This window comes from Hydrogenophaga sp. GW456-12-10-14-TSB4 (assembly GCF_059424305.1).
The window spans coordinates 11,984-29,031 of sequence record NZ_JBWKZH010000054.1 but is presented as its reverse complement, the minus strand read 5'-3'; the positions used below and the strand labels follow the sequence as shown (position 1 = coordinate 29,031).

Sequence of the window (17,048 nt, the reverse complement as noted above, 5' to 3'; positions counted from 1 at the left end):
TTCGTAGCTGAAAAGAGACACAAATCTCTGCTCGGAGGTTGAGTCGCGCGCGTTTTACAAACCGTTGCAATCGACTTCGGCGGCAGAGCTATCTATGAGCGGCACCGCTCAAGGTGTCTTGTTCTCAACCAGAACCACGTCTGGAACGACGTGTCCTCGCCCGCACATGCGTCTGGAGTAATCCGGGGGTGTGAAGCTGCGGATAAACATCCTGAGCCGCAAGACTCACAGGTCATGCGCGAGCATGGCTCGACCTTCGAAGCAAGCCAGAAGGAGGATGTCGAGGAAAAGGGTATGGGAAACGCAATGTGAACTCACGTCTGAACCGTCGCGAGCAGTAGTCAGCTCACGCTTGTGTCTCATCCCTAGGGATGGGGAGCTGCGGCCAAAAGGCACGATGCTGGGAGTCGGGTGTCATACAACTCGACTCGTTCCCCGATGAGCATCCGGCGGATAGTGAGTCCCTAACCCCATCTGTCGGTCTGCCGACCGACAGGGCATCTTGGGAAACGAGGTAAACCCGACGCACCGCCATCACCCCTCGGGGTAGTGGCAACCCGAGCGCAAGCGAAGGCCATGGTGTAGCGGGCAGAGGAAGTTGCAAAAAGCGAATGGCCGTCTGTAATGGGCGGCATAGGGGTTCAAGCTTTGCCCCGGGGTGAAAGCCTGCTGACTTGCAACAGGTGCGACGGCGCGAGCCGTGAGCGTCTTTCAACAACCGACCCGGAGGGCATCTGTTCCTCCGGGGATGGGTGCCTTCAATCGGGTCCTAACCGAACCGGAGAAGGTATGGATTACATCGAGAGCGATTTCGATGCTGCGTCCCCGGACGAGGTGAGCGAGTGGCACTCCATTGACTGGAAGGCTGTTCAATACTTCGTAGGGAAAGCGCAATCGAGAATCGCGCAGGCAGAACTGGCGAAGGATTTCCGCAGGGTCAAACGACTCCAGCGGAGCCTGACCCGATCCTGGCAAGCCAAGGCATTGGCCGTCAGGAAAGTGACCGAGAACCAAGGGAAGCGGACCAGTGGCGTGGATCGCGAACTTTGGGATACGCCGCAAAAGAAATGGAACGCAGTTAGTCGATTGAGCACCAACGGATACCGGGCCCTGCCGCTAAAGCGGGTTTGGATACCAAAAGCCGATGGAAAGGAGCGCCCTTTGGGCATCCCGACCATGCGGGACCGTGCAATGCAAGCCCTGTGCTTGCTGGCTATGGAACCCGCCGCGGAGTGTCACGCCGACCCAAACTCGTATGGGTTCAGAAAAGGTCGGTCGACGCACGACGCGCAGCAGCAATTGTTCTTGTCCTTATCCAAGAAAGCCTCGGCTTGCTGGGTGCTGGACGCGGACATTACGGGGTTCTTCGACAACATCAACCACGACTGGCTGCTCGCCAACGTTCGCATGAACAAGCGGGTGCTGGGGCAGTGGTTGCGCTGCGGAGTGGTGGACAAACAGCAGCTCCAGAAAACGGAGGCGGGGACACCCCAAGGGGGGATCATCTCGCCGCTGCTGGCAAACCTGACGCTGGACGGGCTTGAAGTGGGTCTCAGGCGGTTCTTGCAGAGCCAAATGGGAATCGCCCAAGCAAGGAAAGCCAAGGTCAATCTGGTGCGGTATGCCGATGACTTCGTGGTGACGGGCGACTCGAAAGAGGTGCTTGAAACCGTGGTTAGGCCTTGGGTGGAAGCGTTCTTGCGCGAGCGAGGATTGCAACTGCACGCGGGGAAGACGCGCATCGTGCATATCGACGAAGGGTTTGACTTTCTCGGGTGGAATTTCCGAAAGTACTCGGAAAAACTGCTCATCAAGCCAAGCCAGAAGAACGTGAAAGCGTTCTACGGCAAGGTCCGGGATGTCATCGCGAGCCACCTCTCACAACCGAAAGCGGTACTGATCGCGAAGCTAAACCCAATCCTTCGGGGTTGGGCTCAATACCATCGCGGCGCTGTGGCCAAGGCGACGTTCACCAAGCTCGACCATCAGATTCTCTGGAGGTTGTGGCGGTGGGGGATGCGCCGGCATTCACGGTGGACCAGGGGGAAAGTGTTCCTGCATTACTGGGAGCACACTTCTGGCCGCTGGGAGTTCCAGGCAACGGCGCGCAATCGCTGGAATGAGGAGATGCTGCTGCGGCTGTACCTGCTGGCAGACACGCAAATTGTCCGCCCCAAGAAAGTCAAGGGGGAATACAACCCCTTTGACCCTGCATGGGAAGTCTATGGGGAAGGCCTACAACGCGACAGGATGAAGAAATCCGTCTGGAGCGGGCAAAGGCTGGAACTGTGGATGAGCCAGAGCGGCAAATGTGCGCACTGTGGAACAGAGATGGACCACGAAGAAGGCAGGCTCGACAACCACCACATCGTCCCAGTACGGCTGGGTGGCACGGACAGTTTGCAGAATCGTGTGTTGCTACACCCATGGTGTCACCGGCGTATCCACGCCCTAGGCTTGGAGGTCACCAAGCCGGTCCCAGCACGGGGACTTTAATCTGACGTACGCGGGGTAGAGCTATGCAGCTCGACGAACCCGTGGACGCAGTGGTCGTGCATGAGCCGTATGCGTTGAAAGGCGCACGTACGGTTCTTAGGGGGGGATATAGTAGAAATACTATGTCCCTACCCTCCAAAGACACCCCCAAGACGGCCTGGAACCCCCGGCGCCTGGACATGCGGGCCTTCGCCCAGGCGGCCGCCAGCCTGCAGGGCGAGGAGCCCCTTTCGGCATTTCCCCGTGTGCAGGGCGAGGCCGCCCTGAATGATGGGGCCGCCCCTGCGCCGGTGCGCTGGCAGGCCACGGGTGAGATGCGGGCGGCGGCCACCGGCGGCACGCCCGATGTCTGGCTTCATCTGCAGGCCGAGGCCAGGGTGCCCCTGACGTGCCAGCGCTGCCTCGCGCCCGTGGACACCCCGTTGACCGTGGACCGCTGGTTTCGCTTCGTGGCCGATGAGGCCGCGGCCGAGGCCCAGGACGACGACTGCGAAGAGGATTTGCTGGCGCTCGAGCCCAAGCCCAACCTGCACGATGTGCTGGAGGACGAACTGTTGATGGAACTTCCCCTGGTGCCCATGCACGACGTGTGCCCTGAGCCGATCCCTCTGGGCGCGGCCGGGCCCGAGGCGGCGCCTGAAGAGGCGGCACCCCGGAAGAATCCGTTTGCCGAACTGGCCAAGCTCAAGAAGTGAAATTCGGGCGCCCCACGGGCCCCTGGCTGGCGGTATCGCCGCCTTCGGGCTATAATGCTTGGCTTTGCGCTGGTATCCATTCGCACATTCAGGTGCTCGGGTCAGGCGCGCAACCGGTTGAACGGAGCGATTTCAGGGCTCCGTTTGTGCCACTCCGTTTGACCCTACCGATTTCAGGAGCCCACCATGGCTGTTCAGCAAAACAAAAAATCCCCCTCCAAGCGCGGCATGCACCGTTCGCACAACGCGCTGAACGTTCCCGGCATCGCCGTGGAGCCGACCACCGGCGAAACCCATCTGCGCCACCACATCAGCCCCAATGGCTTCTACCGTGGTCGCCAGGTGCTGAAAAACAAATCCGAAGCCTGATGGTGGGCCGCCACGGACCTCGCCGCGGTGTCGCGAACGGGGTCCGGTTGGCCAGTGAGGCACAGGCCCGCATGCTGCATGCGGGCTTTTTTTGTTCTTGGGGTGCGCAAAGCACCCGATCCGGGGTGTTGTCATGATCACCGTCGCTGTGGATTGCATGGGGGGGGATGTCGGGCCGGCCGTCACCATGCCCGCCTGCATGGCCTTTCTGGCCAGTCACCCTCAGGCGCAACTGCTGCTCGTGGGCAAGCCCGAGGTTTTCAATGCCTGGCCCCAGCTGCTCAACAACGTGCGCTGCAAGGTGGTGCCGGCCAGTGAGGTCGTGTCCATGGACGACCCGGTGGAGGTGGCGCTGCGCCGCAAGAAGGATTCTTCGATGCGGGTGGCCATCAACCAGGTCAAGGACGGTGCCGCGCAGGCGGCTGTGTCGGCCGGGAACACCGGGGCGCTCATGGCCATTGCCCGGTACGTGCTGAAGACCATGGACGGCATCGATCGTCCCGCGATCGCCACCCAGATGCCCAACGCCCGGGGCGGTGCGACCACCGTGCTGGACCTGGGGGCCAATGTCGATTGTTCGGCCGAGCACCTGCTGCAGTTCGCTGTGATGGGCTCTGCCCTGGTGGCCGCGGCCACGGGGCGCCCCGAACCCACCGTGGGCCTGCTCAATGTGGGCGAGGAAGTCATCAAGGGCAGCGAAGTCATCAAACAGGCAGGCATCCTGCTGCGAAATGCGTCCAACACCGGCGATCTGAACTTCTTCGGCAATATCGAGGGGGATGACGTCTTCAAGGGCACGACGGACATCGTGGTCTGTGACGGCTTTGTCGGCAATGTGGCGCTCAAGGCGAGCGAGGGCCTGGCCTCGATGATCAGCGGATTCATCCGGGAAGAGTTTTCCAAAAACATCTTTAGGAAAATGGCCGCTATCGTTGCCTATCCGGTTCTAAAGTCGTTTAAAAATCGCGTAGATCACCGGCGATACAACGGTGCAGCCCTGCTCGGCCTGCAGGGCCTGGTGTTCAAGAGCCATGGGTCGGCGGATGCGTTCGCGTTCGAGCATGCGCTGAGCCGGGCTTATGATGCGGCCCACAACAAATTGCTGGACAACGTGCGGGAGCGCATCGCCCACGCCAAGCCCTTGATTGCGCCGGAGTCCTTGCCCAGCGAGCTCAAGAGCATTCCGACCCTTTGAAATTTCGCCCCTCAGTCGCATGACACGTTACGCCCGCATCACCGGCACTGGCAGCAGCCTGCCGCCTCAGCGCCTGACCAACGCCGACATGGTCGAGCTGTTGGCGCCGCGCGGCGTGGAGACGAGCGACGACTGGATCGTGGAGCGCACGGGCATCCGGGCGCGCCATTTCGTGGCCGACGGGGTGTACGCCAGTGACCTCGCCGTCGAAGCCTGCCAACGGGCCATGGCGGCCGCCCAGGCGACGCCGGGCGACATCGACCTGATCATCGTCGCCACGTCCACGCCGGACATGGTCTTTCCCTCGACCGCCACGATCCTGCAGCGCAAGCTCGGTATCGCGGGGTGTCCGGCCTTCGACGTGCAGGCCGTGTGCACGGGCTTCATTTATGCGTTGACCGTGGCGGACGCCCTGATCCGCTCCGGCACTTCGCGCAAGGCCCTGGTGGTCGGCACCGAGATCTTCAGTCGCCTGCTCGATTTCAACGACCGCACCACGTGTGTGCTGTTCGGTGATGGGGCCGGGGCGGTGGTGCTGGAAGCCTCGGACACGCCGGGCATCCTGGCCACCGACATCCATGCAGATGGCAAGCACACGGGCATCCTGTGTGTGCCGGGCCATGTGTCCGGCGGGGCGATCCTTGGCGACCCTCTGCTCAAGATGGACGGCCAGGCGGTCTTCAAGCTGGCGGTGGGCGTGCTGGAGGACACAGCGCGGGCCACGTTGACCAAGGCCGGCAAGACCACGGAAGACATCGACTGGCTGATCCCGCACCAGGCGAACATCCGCATCATGCACAGCACGGCGCGCAAGCTCAAACTGCCGCTGGACAAGGTGGTCGTCACCGTCGACCAGCACGGCAACACATCGGCGGCCTCCATTCCCCTGGCGCTGGATCACGCCGTGCGGCAGGGGCAGGTCAAGAAGGGCGACACGCTGATGCTCGAAGGCGTCGGCGGCGGATTCACCTGGGGCTCGGTGTTGCTGGAATTCTGAGCAACGCCTTCCTGCTTTCGTCTGAACTGAATACCTCCATGAAGAATTTTGCGTTTGTGTTTCCGGGCCAGGGCTCTCAGGCTGTGGGCATGCTCGATGCCTGGGGCGACCACCCTGCCGTTCAGGAAACACTGAAGGAAGCATCGGATGCCATGGGCGAAGACCTGGGCAAGCTGATCCACGAAGGCCCGGCCGATGTGCTGGCCATGACCGTGAACACCCAGCCGGTGATGCTTGTGGCGGGCGTGGCGGCCTGGCGCGTGTGGCGCGCCGAAGGCGGCGCCTTGCCCATGGCGGTGGCGGGCCATTCGCTGGGCGAGTACTCCGCGCTGGTGGCCGCCGGATCCCTGACCCTGGCGCAAGCCGCGCCGCTGGTGCGCTTTCGCGCGCAGGCCATGCAGGATGCGGTGCCGCCGGGCACCGGTGCCATGGCCGCCGTGCTGGGCCTGAGTGCCGCGGCCGTGGTCGCGGGCTGCCTGGAGGCGCAGGCCAGCTTCGGGGCCGGCAGCGCCGAGGTGGTGGAGGCCGTGAATTACAACGATCCGGTGCAGACTGTGATCGCGGGCAGCAAGGCCGCCGTCGACAAGGCCTGCGAGGTGCTCAAGGCGCATGGCGCCAAGCGCACCTTGCCGCTGCCGGTGTCGGCGCCTTTCCATTCGAGCCTGATGAAGCCGGCGGCTGAGAAGCTGAAGGAAAAGCTCGCCTCGACGCCGTTCGCCGCGCCGCAGATTCCGGTGATCAACAACATCGACGTCGCAGTGGAGTCCGATCCGGACCGCATTCGCGAGGCGCTGTACCGCCAGGCCTTCGGGCCGGTGCGCTGGGTCGAGTGCGTCGGTGCCATCAAGGCCCGAGGCATCGACACCCTGGTCGAATGCGGGCCGCGCAAGGTGCTGGCCGCGATGGTCAAGCGCGTGGACCCGTCCTTGACCGGCGCCGCCTTGTTCGACCCGGCCACGCTGGCCGAAGTCAAGGCCCTGCTGGCCTGAAGTCTGGAGAACCCCATGTCTGAAATCAAGTTTGCGGGCCAGGTGGCCCTGGTCACGGGCGCCTCGAGGGGCATTGGTGCGGCCATCGCACTGGAGCTGGCGGCGCGCGGCCTGATCGTGATCGGGACCGCCACCAGCGACGATGGCGCGGCGCGCATCGGCGCGACCCTGTCCGCCGTGGCCGGCGCTGCCGCCGGTTGCCGGGGGGCGAAGCTGGACGTGAATGACGCCGCTGCCGCCGAGGCGCTGATCGATGAAATCGTGAAGGCCCATGGAGGTCTGCAGGTGCTGGTGAACAACGCCGGCATCACGCGCGACATGCTGGCCATGCGCCTCAAGGACGACGACTGGGATGCGGTGCTGGACACCAACCTCAAGGCCGTGTTCCGCATGAGCCGCGCCGTCATCCGCCCGATGATGAAGCAGCGCTATGGCCGCATCGTCAGCATCACCAGCGTGGTGGGTGCTTCGGGCAATGCGGGTCAGTCCAACTACGCGGCAGCCAAGGCCGGCGTGGCGGGCATGACGCGCGCCTTGGCGCGCGAGCTGGGCAGCCGCAACATCACGGTCAACTGTGTCGCACCGGGCTTCATTGAAACCGACATGACCGCCGCTTTGCCCGAGGAGCAGCAGAAAGCGCTGCTGGGCCAGATCCCCCTGGGGCATCTGGGCAAGCCGGCCGATATCGCGCACGCGGTGGCCTACCTGAGCAGCCCTCAGGCGGCGTATGTCACGGGGCAGGAACTGCACGTCAACGGCGGCATGTTCATGTCCTGAGCCTCTCGGGGCATCAGCGATTTTTCACGCCGCGTCAGCCGCCCGGCGGGCCACCCTGGGTCATATTCCCGGCACGGCTAAAATGGCGGACTGTATTTCAACCACCCTCAGAGGGACCTATGAGCGATATCGAAGCACGTGTTAAGAAAATCATTGCCGAACAACTCGGTGTGGAAGAAGGACAGGTCACCAACGAAAAGGCCTTCGTGGCCGACCTGGGCGCCGATTCTCTGGACACGGTTGAACTGGTGATGGCACTGGAAGACGAGTTCGGTATCGAGATCCCCGACGAAGAAGCCGAAAAGATCACCACGGTTCAGAAAGCCATCGACTACGCGTTGGCCAACCAGAAGGCCTGAAGCACAGATGAGCCGTCGCCGCGTCGTTGTGACCGGTCTGGGTTGCATCAGCCCCGTGGGCAACACGGTGGCCGATTCCTGGACCAACCTCCTGGCCGGACAGTCCGGCATTGACTTCATCACGAAGTTCGACGCGTCGAACTTCGCCTGCAAGTTCGCGGGAGAGGTCAAGGGGTTCAACCTGGATGAGTACATCACCGCCAAGGAAGCGCGGACGATGGACACGTTCATCCATTACGGTGTGGCTGCGGCCATGCAGGCGGTGGCGGACTCGGGGCTTCCGACCGGCGATCAGCTGGGCGAGGAGCAGGCGACGCGGGTGGGTTGTGTGATCGGTTCGGGCATCGGCGGCTTGCCGCTGATCGAGGAAACGCACACCGAGTTGACCAATCGAGGTCCGCGGCGCATCACCCCCTTCTTTGTGCCGGCCTCGATCATCAACATGATTTCGGGGCACGTATCGATGAAGTTCGGCTTCAAGGGGCCGAACATCGCCATCGTCACGGCCTGTACCACCGGCCTGCATTGCATCGGTGAGGCCGGCCGCATGATCGAATACGGCGACGCCGATGTGATGATCGCGGGCGGCTCCGAAGCCACCGTGTCGCCGCTGGGCATCGGCGGTTTTGCCGCCATGCGCGCGCTCTCGACCCGCAACGACGATCCCAAGACCGCATCCCGTCCCTGGGACAAGGACCGAGACGGCTTCGTGCTGGGCGAAGGCGCGGGCGTGATGGTGCTCGAGGAGTACGAGCATGCCAAGGCCCGCGGTGCGAAGATCTACGCGGAGCTGTCCGGTTTCGGCATGAGCGCCGATGCGGGTCACATGACGGCCCCGAACATGGACGGCCCACGCCGTGCCATGCTGGGTGCCCTGCGCAACGCGGGGATCAACCCCGACCAGGTCGACTACCTGAATGCCCATGGCACCTCGACGCCGCTGGGCGACATCAACGAGACCAACGCCATCAAGGCGGCCTTGGGTGACCACGCCAGGAACATGGTGGTCAGCTCGACCAAGTCCATGACCGGTCACCTGCTGGGGGGCGCCGGGGGTATCGAGTCGGTGTTCACCGTGCTGTCGCTGCACCACCAGAAGGTGCCGCCGACCATCAACATCTTCAACCAGGACCCCGAATGTGACCTGGACTACTGTGCCAATACCGCGCGGGACGTGAAGATCGACGTGGCCGTGAAAAACAACTTCGGCTTCGGCGGCACCAACGGAACCCTGGTGTTCCGGCGCGCCTGAATGTCCTGATCGCGCCTATCTTCACGACGCATCCGCATGCACAACGCCCCATCGGTGAGGTTTCCGGTGGGGCGTTGTGGTTTGTATGGCGCCCTGCTCGGGTGTCTGGGGGCGTTGAGCGCCGGGGTGCTGGGCCTGTGGTGCTGGCTCGACGGGGCTCCCGGTGGTGCCTGGTCGGGCGTGGCAGGGTGTCTGCTGTGGCTGGCCTGGGTGGTTGTCGCCTGGCGGTCCTGGCAGCGTTCGCCCGTGGGGCAGCTCCGGTGGAGCGCTTCGGAGCGCTCCGACCCCGCCGGGCCACCGGGCGCCTGGCATTGGCACAGCGGATCGTGTCTCGAAGGCGTCCCCTTGCGCCGGGTGGAACGGGTCATGGATTGGCAGGTTGCCGCCCTGTTGCGCCTGCAACCTGTCGATGCGCCCGCCCGCTGGGTCTGGGTGGAGCGTGCCCGCCACCCGGCTCTCTGGAACGACCTGCGCCGGGCGCTGGCGGCGGCTCAGTCATGAGCCGGCCGGAGGCCTGGGTTATATTTCCGCGCGCATGACTCTCGAAGACCACACCGCTCCACCGCCACCCGACAGCGATGTCATGCTGGTGCAGCGCACGCTCGCTGGCGAGCAGCGCGCCTTCGAGATGCTGGTGGTCAAGTACCAGCGCCGTGTTGAGCGGCTGATCGGGCGCATGGTCCGGGACACCGACCTGGTCCAGGACATCGCCCAGGAGACCTTCATCCGGGCATACCGTGCGCTGGCCCAGTTCCGGGGCGACGCGCAGTTCTACACCTGGCTGTACCGGATCGCGGTCAACACGGCCAAGAAGCAGCTGATGGAACTCAAGCGGGATCCGCTGGTCTTCCAATCCCAGATGAAATCCGGGGAAGACGATGAAACTTCCGGCCCGGAACGCGAACTAAATTCAGGAGTGGCCGATACCGAAACGCCCGAAGCGGTGCTGGCCAGCAAGGAAATTGCCGAAGCGGTCAACGCCGCGATGGATGCGCTGCCTGAAGAGTTGCGCATGGCGATCACCCTGCGGGAAATCGAGGGCATGAGCTATGAAGAGATCGCCACGGCGCTGGAATGCCCCATCGGCACGGTGCGCTCCCGGATCTTCCGGGCGCGCGAGGCGATCTCGGGGCGCATCAAGCCGATGTTGGAGCGCCAGACGGGCAAACGCTGGTAGAAGAGGCGGGGCAGAGCATGGAAAAGCTTGCCCGTCGCCCCGCGAGTAGGGAAATTCAGGAAGTTCATCATGAATGCCGCACAAGTCAATTTGAACCTTCGTTCTCAGAGTGAGATCGATCCGGTTGCGCCGGAGCAGGTGTTGTCCGCCTTGGTCGATGGTGAGGCCGACGGAGCCTTGCTTGACGGTTTGCTCACGGCCGATGAGGGAAGTGCTGCCGAGGTGCTCTCGAGTTGGCATGCCTACCAGGTGATCGGCGATGTGTTGCGAGGCAACCGCGCGGTGGCTCCGATGCAGGCGCCCGGCGACTTTCTGTCGGGCGTGCGCGAGCGGCTGCGGTCCGAGGCGGCGCCTGTGGTGCCGGCGGTGAGCGACGAGAGGATGCCTGTGCAGAATCCCCCGGCGTCGCTCGTTCGGGTGCCTGCGGCCAACGACGCGGTGTTCCGCTGGAAGCTGGTGGCCGGCGCGGCCTCGCTGGCAGCCGTCATGGCGGTCAGCTGGACGGTCTTGAGCGGAGCGCCTTCAGGGGCGGGCGGCGTGTCCGGCCCTCAACTGGCTTCCGCGCCCGTGGCGGCGGAGGCTGTGGTGGCCGTCGGCACGGTGGCGGTGCCGCCGTCCAGTGCGGTGGTGGTGAACACGGGGCAAGGGCCCCTGATCCGCGACGCGCGCCTGGAAGAGCTGCTGGCCGAGCACCGCCAGAATGGCGGCATGTCGGCGCTTCAGATGCCCACGGGCTTCATCCGCAATGCCACCTACGACGCCGCAGGACGCTGAGGCACCATGACGCTGGCTATGACCCTGCCTTTTCGCGGTGATGTGAGCGTGCTGCGGTTCCGACATCGGCGCCCCGTCATCCGGCGCTGGGGGGTGGCCGCCCTGGTGGCGCTGGCATCGGGGTTCATGGCGCCGGTGCACGGGCAGAGCGCCCCGCCTTCAAACAACGTGCGAAGTGTCAACGAGTGGCTCACGCGCATGCACGAGGCCTCGAACCGGCGCTCCTACATCGGCACCCTGGTGGTCTCCGCGGGCAGTGCCATGTCGGCATCGAAGATCTGGCACGTGTGCGACGGCTCGCAGCAGATGGAGCGGGTCGACACACTGACCGGCGCGCCCCGAACGACCATTCGCCGCAACAAGGAAGTCATCACCTTCGTGCCGGAGGCGAAGACCGCATTTGTCGAAAAGCGCGACTCGCTGGGCATGTTCCCCGAGCTGCTGCGCACGCCAAACAACCTCATTCCGCAGTTCTACAGTGCGCGCGAGGTCGGTGTGCAGCGGGTGGCGGGGCACCTGGCCGATATGGTGGAGATCCTGCCGCGCGATGACCTGCGTTTCGGTTACCGCATCTGGTCCGAGCGCCAGACGGGCCTGGTGGTGAAATTGCAGACCCTGGGCGAGCAGGGTGCGGTGATGGAGCAGGTGGCCTTCTCCGAGCTGCAACTGGATGCGCCCGTGAGCATGGAGAAGCTCTCGAAGCTCATGAAGGACACCCGCGGGTACGAGGTCCACAAACCCGCGCTGAAGAAAACGACGGCCGAGGCGGAAGGCTGGCGTCTGAAGGAGCCGGTGCCCGGCTTCGCCGCCATGAGTTGCCACACCCGCGAGGCGCCCGGTGGCTCAGAGCAGACCTCCATGCAATGGGTGTTCTCGGATGGCCTGGCGTCGGTGTCCCTCTTTGTCGAGCCGTTTGACGCCCAGCGCCACACGCAGGAGGCGTCGGCCACTGTGGGCGCCACGAATTCTGTCAATCGCCGCGTGGGCGAGCATTGGCTCACCGTGATGGGCGAGGTGCCTGTGGCCACCCTGCGCCGGTTTGCGGTGGCTCTGGAGCGCACGCGGTAGATGCGGGTCCACGCCCCGTTCGGGGCGGCTGCCGGCCATGCGCCGAGCAGCTCTTTGTGTTTCGGCATATCCTCTTTTCTTGCGAACCTGTAAAGGATTTCCATGACGCGCTCCGACACCTCGCGCTCCTTCTTCCCGGGCTTGCTGACCATGGCCGCGCTGGTGGCGAGCGGTGCCGCGGGTCTGGCGCTTCCTGCCGTCGCCGTGGCCCAGACCGCCCCGCCGGCGGCCAGCGTGCGCGGGCTGCCCGATTTCACCGACCTCGTCGATCTCGTGGGGCCTTCGGTGGTCAACATCCGCACGCTCGAACGCGCCAGCAAGGACGGCGCAGGCGGATCGAGCTCCGACGAGCAGATGCTGGAGTTCTTCCGCCGTTTCGGCATTCCCATTCCACCCGGCATGACGCCGCGCGGCCCACGCCAGGAGCGTGCACCCTCTGAAGAGGCGCAGCCCAGGGGCGTGGGTTCGGGCTTCATCCTGAGTGCGGACGGGTTGATCATGACGAACGCGCACGTGGTCGAAGGCGCCGACGAACTCATCGTCACCTTGCCGGACAAGCGCGAATTCAAGGCCAAGCTCGTGGGGGCCGACAAGCGCACCGACGTCGCCGTGGTGAAGATCGAGACGACGGGTCTGACGGCAGTCAAGATCGGCGATGTCAACCGCTTGCGCGTGGGCGAATGGGTGATGGCCATCGGCTCCCCCTTCGGCCTGGAGAACACCGTGACCGCGGGCATCGTGAGTGCCAAACAGCGCGACACGGGCGATTTCCTGCCTTTCATCCAGACCGACGTGGCCATCAACCCCGGCAACTCGGGCGGCCCGCTGATCAACATGCGCGGCGAGGTGGTGGGCATCAACAGCCAGATCTACTCGCGTTCCGGGGGCTTTCAGGGCATCTCGTTCGCGATCCCCATCGACGAGGCGGTGCGCGTGTCCGACCAGCTCAGGGCCACCGGGCGCGTGACGCGGGGCCGCATCGGCGTGCAGATCGATCAGGTGAGCAAGGACGTGGCCGAATCCATCGGCCTGGGCCAACCCAAGGGCGCGCTGGTGCGGGGGGTGGAGCCCAATTCGCCGGCGGCCAAGGCCGGCGTGGAGCCGGGCGACATCATCGTGAAGTTCGACGGCAAGGAGATCGACAAGTCCGTCGACCTGCCGCGCCTGGTGGGCAACACCAAACCGGGCAACAAGAGCAGCATGACGGTGTTCCGCCGGGGCAGCCAACGCGAGCTTTCGGTCATCGTCGCCGAGCTCGAGCCGGAGCGCCCGGAGGCCAAGGCCAGCGCACCGGAGCCGACCAAGCCGCAGTCCAGCAACGCCCTGCAGGCGTTGGGCCTGAGCCTGGCCGAGCTCACGGCAGCCGAGAAGAAGGAGCTGAATCTCAAAGGTGGTGTGCGCGTGGCTTCGGCCGAAGGCCCGGCCGCGCGTGCCGGGCTGCGCGAAGGCGACGTGATCGTGGCCATCGCCAACACCGAGACCGCCAACGTCAAGGACGTGGAAGCCGCGGTGAGCAAGGTCGAGAAGACGCGGCCGATCAACGTGCTGTTCCGCCGTGGCGAGTGGGCGCAGTACGCGGTGATCCGCGCAGCACGCTAAGCCCGCGTTCCTTGCCCAATAACCCCCTGTCCCGATTGGGATTGGGGGTTATTTTTTGCGGTGGCCGATTCGCCACACGGGGTTTTCCACAGTACGGCGGGTCGAAAACCCTCTTTTTGTTAGTGAATGCTTACAACCATTGCCGGTCTCATGACCGAATTCGTTAAAATAGCGCCCGTTCTGAACAAATTCCTGTGCCCATGTGCCGCATCGATCCACGATGTGGAAGTGCCGCAGGATGTTCCCAGGTCATCCACAGCTGCCTCACAAGTTGTCCCGTTTTCCTGTGAGTAAGCTGTGCATAATTTTGACGTTGCTGCGCTGCAACAGGGTAACGACGGTGGTTCGGAGGTGTGCATTCCGGGCTTTTTGCCTACAATGAAACCCCAACTATCGCAGTTGCCATTGATTGTTGGTTACGGGCGCGTCAGCAGCTGACGCGCCCTTTTTTATGGCCGCGCGTTCCTGTGTGAACGCGCCGTTTTTCTCGTGCCTGAGCCGCTTTCCTGATGAACCACATCCGCAATTTTTCGATCATCGCGCACATCGATCATGGCAAGTCCACGCTCGCTGATCGCATCATTTCCCTGTGCGGAGGGCTGTCCGATCGCGAGATGAGCGAGCAGGTGCTCGACTCGATGGACATCGAGAAGGAGCGCGGCATCACCATCAAGGCGCAGACCGCCGCGCTCAAGTACAAGGCCCGCGACGGTCAGGTCTACAACCTCAACCTGATCGACACCCCCGGGCACGTCGACTTCTCCTACGAGGTGTCTCGCTCGCTCTCTGCGTGCGAAGGCGCGCTGTTGGTCGTGGACGCCAGCCAGGGGGTCGAGGCCCAGACCGTGGCCAACTGCTACACCGCGCTCGACCTCGGTGTGGAGGTGGTGCCGGTGCTCAACAAGATGGATCTGCCCAATGCCGATCCCGAAAACGCCAAGAGCGAGATCGAGGACGTGATCGGCATCGATGCCACCGACGCCATTCCGTGCTCGGCCAAGACCGGCATGGGCGTGGAGGACATTCTGGAGGCGGTGGTGGCGCGCATTCCGGCGCCCAAGGGCCGGCCCGACGCGCCGCTGCGCGCGATGATCGTGGACAGCTGGTACGACGCCTACGTGGGCGTGGTGATGCTGGTGCGGGTGGTCGACGGTCGCCTGCAGAAGGGCGAGCGCTTCAAGATGATGGCGACCAACACCGTCTACAACGCCGACAACCTGGGCGTCTTCACGCCGGCCAACGAGCCGCGCGACGCCCTGGAAGCCGGCGAGGTGGGGTACATCATCGCCGGCATCAAGGAGCTTCAGGCGGCGAAGGTGGGCGACACCATCACGCTCGAGAAGAAGCTGCCCAACAATGCCGGCCCGGCCACCGAAGCCCTGCCGGGCTTCAAGGAAGTGCAACCCCAGGTGTTCGCCGGGCTGTACCCGACCGAGGCCAACCAGTACGACGCCCTGCGCGATGCGCTGGAGAAACTCAAGCTCAACGACGCGTCGCTGCACTACGAGCCGGAAGTGTCGCAGGCACTGGGTTTCGGTTTCCGCTGCGGTTTCCTGGGCCTGCTGCACATGGAGATCGTGCAGGAACGCCTGGAACGGGAGTTCGACCAGGACCTGATCACCACGGCACCCAGCGTGGTCTACCAGGTGGTCAAGCCCGACGGCGAGGTCCTGATGGTGGAAAACCCCTCGAAGATGCCCGACCAGGGCCGGATCGAGGAAATCCGCGAGCCCATCGTGACCGTGCACCTGTACATGCCGCAGGAGTACGTGGGTGCCGTCATGACGCTGGCCAACCAGAAGCGGGGCCTGCAGATCAACATGGCCTACCACGGCAAACAGGTCATGCTGACCTACGACATGCCGCTGGGCGAGATCGTGCTGGACTTCTTCGACAAGCTGAAGTCGGTCAGCCGGGGCTATGCCTCCATGGACTACGAGTTCAAGGAGTACCGTGCTTCCGACGTGGTGAAGGTCGACATCCTGCTCAACGGCGAGAAGGTCGATGCGCTGTCCATCATCGTGCACCGCACCCAGGCGCAGTACCGGGGGCGGGCGGTGGCCGCGAAGATGCGCGAGATCATCAGCCGCCAGATGTTCGACGTGGCCATCCAGGCCGCCATCGGGGGCAACGTGATCGCCCGCGAAACCATCAAGGCGCTGCGCAAGAACGTGCTGGCAAAATGCTACGGCGGTGACATCACCCGCAAACGCAAACTTCTCGAAAAACAGAAAGCAGGCAAGAAGCGCATGAAACAGATCGGCTCGGTCGAAGTGCCCCAAGAGGCCTTTCTCGCCATTTTGCAGGTGCAGGACTGATGCCGGCGGCCATGGCATCGATCACCGCGGTGATCCTGGCGGCGTTCGTCGCTTACGCTGTCGCTTGGTACACCGGTGTGGTGGAAGGCAATTTCGCCGTGCTGCTGATGCTGGCGACGGCGGTGACCGGGGTTTACTGGATCGCCGAGAAGCTGGTCTTCCTGCCGCGCCGCCGCCGCGCGGCGCAGCGGCTGCTGGATGAGCACAACGTGCGCAAGGAAGCCTTGCTCAAGCAGGGCTTCACGCACATCGAGGGCGACGTGGACAACGCGCGCCAGAAACTGCTCGCCCAGCCTTGGTGGCTGGACTGGACCGCGGGCCTGTTTCCCGTGATCCTGGCGGTCTTTGTGCTGCGCTCCTTTCTGTTCGAGCCCTTCAAGATACCGTCTGGCTCCATGATCCCCACCTTGCGCGTGGGCGATCTCATACTGGTGAACAAATTCCACTATGGAGTGCGCTTGCCGGTCTTCAACACCAAGATCATGGAGAACCACACCCCCCAGCGGGGCGACGTGATGGTGTTCCGCTACCCGCCGCAACCCAGCCTGGATTACATCAAGCGGGTGATCGGCGTGCCGGGCGACGAGGTGGCCTACCTGAACAAGCAGCTCACCGTGAACGGCAAGCCGGTGCCGCGTGTGGCGCAACCCGAGTTCTTCGACAGCGAGACCATGCGCTATGCGCGGCAGTTCCGCGAAACCCTGGACGCGCGCAGCTACAACACGCTCAACGACGACGACCGGCCGGCCTTCATCCAGGGCACCACGGAGTTCCCGTTCAGCAACGCCTGCAAGTACACCGTCGAGGGCGTCACCTGCAAGGTGCCCCAGGGTCACTATTTCATGATGGGCGACAATCGCGACAATTCCCTGGACTCGCGGTACTGGGGCTTCGTGCCGGACGCGAACATCGTGGGCAAGGCCTTTTTTGTCTGGATGAATTTCGGGGACCTCGGCCGCATCGGGTCGTTCGAGTGAGCCTGC

General features: G+C 64.0%; 16 protein-coding genes. All 16 read left to right on the top strand.

Annotated features, from left to right (window positions below):
• Positions 1–789 precede the first annotated feature (789 nt).
• The 16 genes from ltrA to lepB all read left to right on the top strand — a co-directional run bounded on the left by ltrA (position 790) and on the right by lepB (position 17,042).
• Positions 790–2,496 carry a group II intron reverse transcriptase/maturase gene (ltrA, locus tag AC07ZS_RS22225; RefSeq protein WP_494800706.1) on the top strand — a complete coding sequence of 569 codons (1,707 nt, stop codon included), beginning with the start codon at positions 790–792 and terminating at the stop codon, positions 2,494–2,496.
• 122 nt (positions 2,497–2,618) lie between these two features.
• A complete protein-coding gene (locus AC07ZS_RS22220; protein ID WP_494800705.1) occupies positions 2,619–3,191 on the top strand; it encodes a YceD family protein in 573 nt (190 codons plus the stop codon).
• 186 nt (positions 3,192–3,377) lie between these two features.
• Entirely contained in the window at positions 3,378–3,560 is a 183-nt protein-coding gene (gene rpmF, locus AC07ZS_RS22215) for a 50S ribosomal protein L32 (RefSeq protein ID WP_005794249.1), read from the top strand.
• A 133-nt stretch (positions 3,561–3,693) separates the two neighbouring features.
• Positions 3,694–4,755: a phosphate acyltransferase PlsX gene (plsX, locus tag AC07ZS_RS22210; RefSeq protein ID WP_494800704.1), complete on the top strand. Its 1,062-nt coding sequence runs from the start codon at positions 3,694–3,696 to the stop codon at positions 4,753–4,755.
• Between the two features lie 19 nt (positions 4,756–4,774).
• A complete protein-coding gene (locus tag AC07ZS_RS22205) occupies positions 4,775–5,752 on the top strand; it encodes a beta-ketoacyl-ACP synthase III (RefSeq protein ID WP_494800703.1) in 978 nt (325 codons plus the stop codon).
• A gap of 38 nt (positions 5,753–5,790) precedes the next feature.
• On the top strand, positions 5,791–6,741 hold the full coding sequence (gene fabD / locus AC07ZS_RS22200; RefSeq protein ID WP_494800702.1) for an ACP S-malonyltransferase: 951 nt from the start codon (positions 5,791–5,793) through the stop codon (positions 6,739–6,741).
• Between the two features lie 15 nt (positions 6,742–6,756).
• The gene (gene fabG, locus AC07ZS_RS22195; protein ID WP_494800701.1) at positions 6,757–7,518 is read left to right on the top strand and encodes a 3-oxoacyl-ACP reductase FabG; all 762 of its coding nucleotides are present in this window, start codon (positions 6,757–6,759) and stop codon (positions 7,516–7,518) included.
• 119 nt (positions 7,519–7,637) lie between these two features.
• Positions 7,638–7,877 carry an acyl carrier protein gene (acpP, locus tag AC07ZS_RS22190; protein ID WP_066269448.1) on the top strand — a complete coding sequence of 80 codons (240 nt, stop codon included), beginning with the start codon at positions 7,638–7,640 and terminating at the stop codon, positions 7,875–7,877.
• 7 nt (positions 7,878–7,884) lie between these two features.
• Entirely contained in the window at positions 7,885–9,129 is a 1,245-nt protein-coding gene (gene fabF / locus AC07ZS_RS22185; RefSeq protein WP_494800700.1) for a beta-ketoacyl-ACP synthase II, read from the top strand.
• A gap of 366 nt (positions 9,130–9,495) precedes the next feature.
• A complete protein-coding gene (locus tag AC07ZS_RS22180; protein WP_494800720.1) occupies positions 9,496–9,630 on the top strand; it encodes a hypothetical protein in 135 nt (44 codons plus the stop codon).
• A gap of 34 nt (positions 9,631–9,664) precedes the next feature.
• Positions 9,665–10,306, top strand: coding sequence for an RNA polymerase sigma factor RpoE (rpoE, locus tag AC07ZS_RS22175; protein WP_494800719.1), 642 nt, complete (start codon positions 9,665–9,667; stop codon positions 10,304–10,306).
• A 69-nt stretch (positions 10,307–10,375) separates the two neighbouring features.
• On the top strand, positions 10,376–11,080 hold the full coding sequence (locus tag AC07ZS_RS22170; RefSeq protein ID WP_494800699.1) for a sigma-E factor negative regulatory protein: 705 nt from the start codon (positions 10,376–10,378) through the stop codon (positions 11,078–11,080).
• Between the two features lie 6 nt (positions 11,081–11,086).
• Entirely contained in the window at positions 11,087–12,148 is a 1,062-nt protein-coding gene (locus tag AC07ZS_RS22165) for a MucB/RseB C-terminal domain-containing protein (protein ID WP_494800698.1), read from the top strand.
• A gap of 102 nt (positions 12,149–12,250) precedes the next feature.
• Positions 12,251–13,747 (top strand): DegQ family serine endoprotease, encoded by a 1,497-nt coding sequence (locus tag AC07ZS_RS22160; protein WP_494800697.1) that lies wholly within the window; start codon positions 12,251–12,253, stop codon positions 13,745–13,747.
• A gap of 509 nt (positions 13,748–14,256) precedes the next feature.
• Positions 14,257–16,065, top strand: a complete 1,809-nt coding sequence (lepA, locus tag AC07ZS_RS22155) for a translation elongation factor 4 (protein ID WP_494800696.1) — start codon at positions 14,257–14,259, stop codon at positions 16,063–16,065.
• Positions 16,066–16,076: 11 nt separating this feature from the next.
• A complete protein-coding gene (gene lepB / locus AC07ZS_RS22150) occupies positions 16,077–17,042 on the top strand; it encodes a signal peptidase I (protein ID WP_494800695.1) in 966 nt (321 codons plus the stop codon).
• The last annotated feature ends 6 nt before the right edge of the window (positions 17,043–17,048 follow it).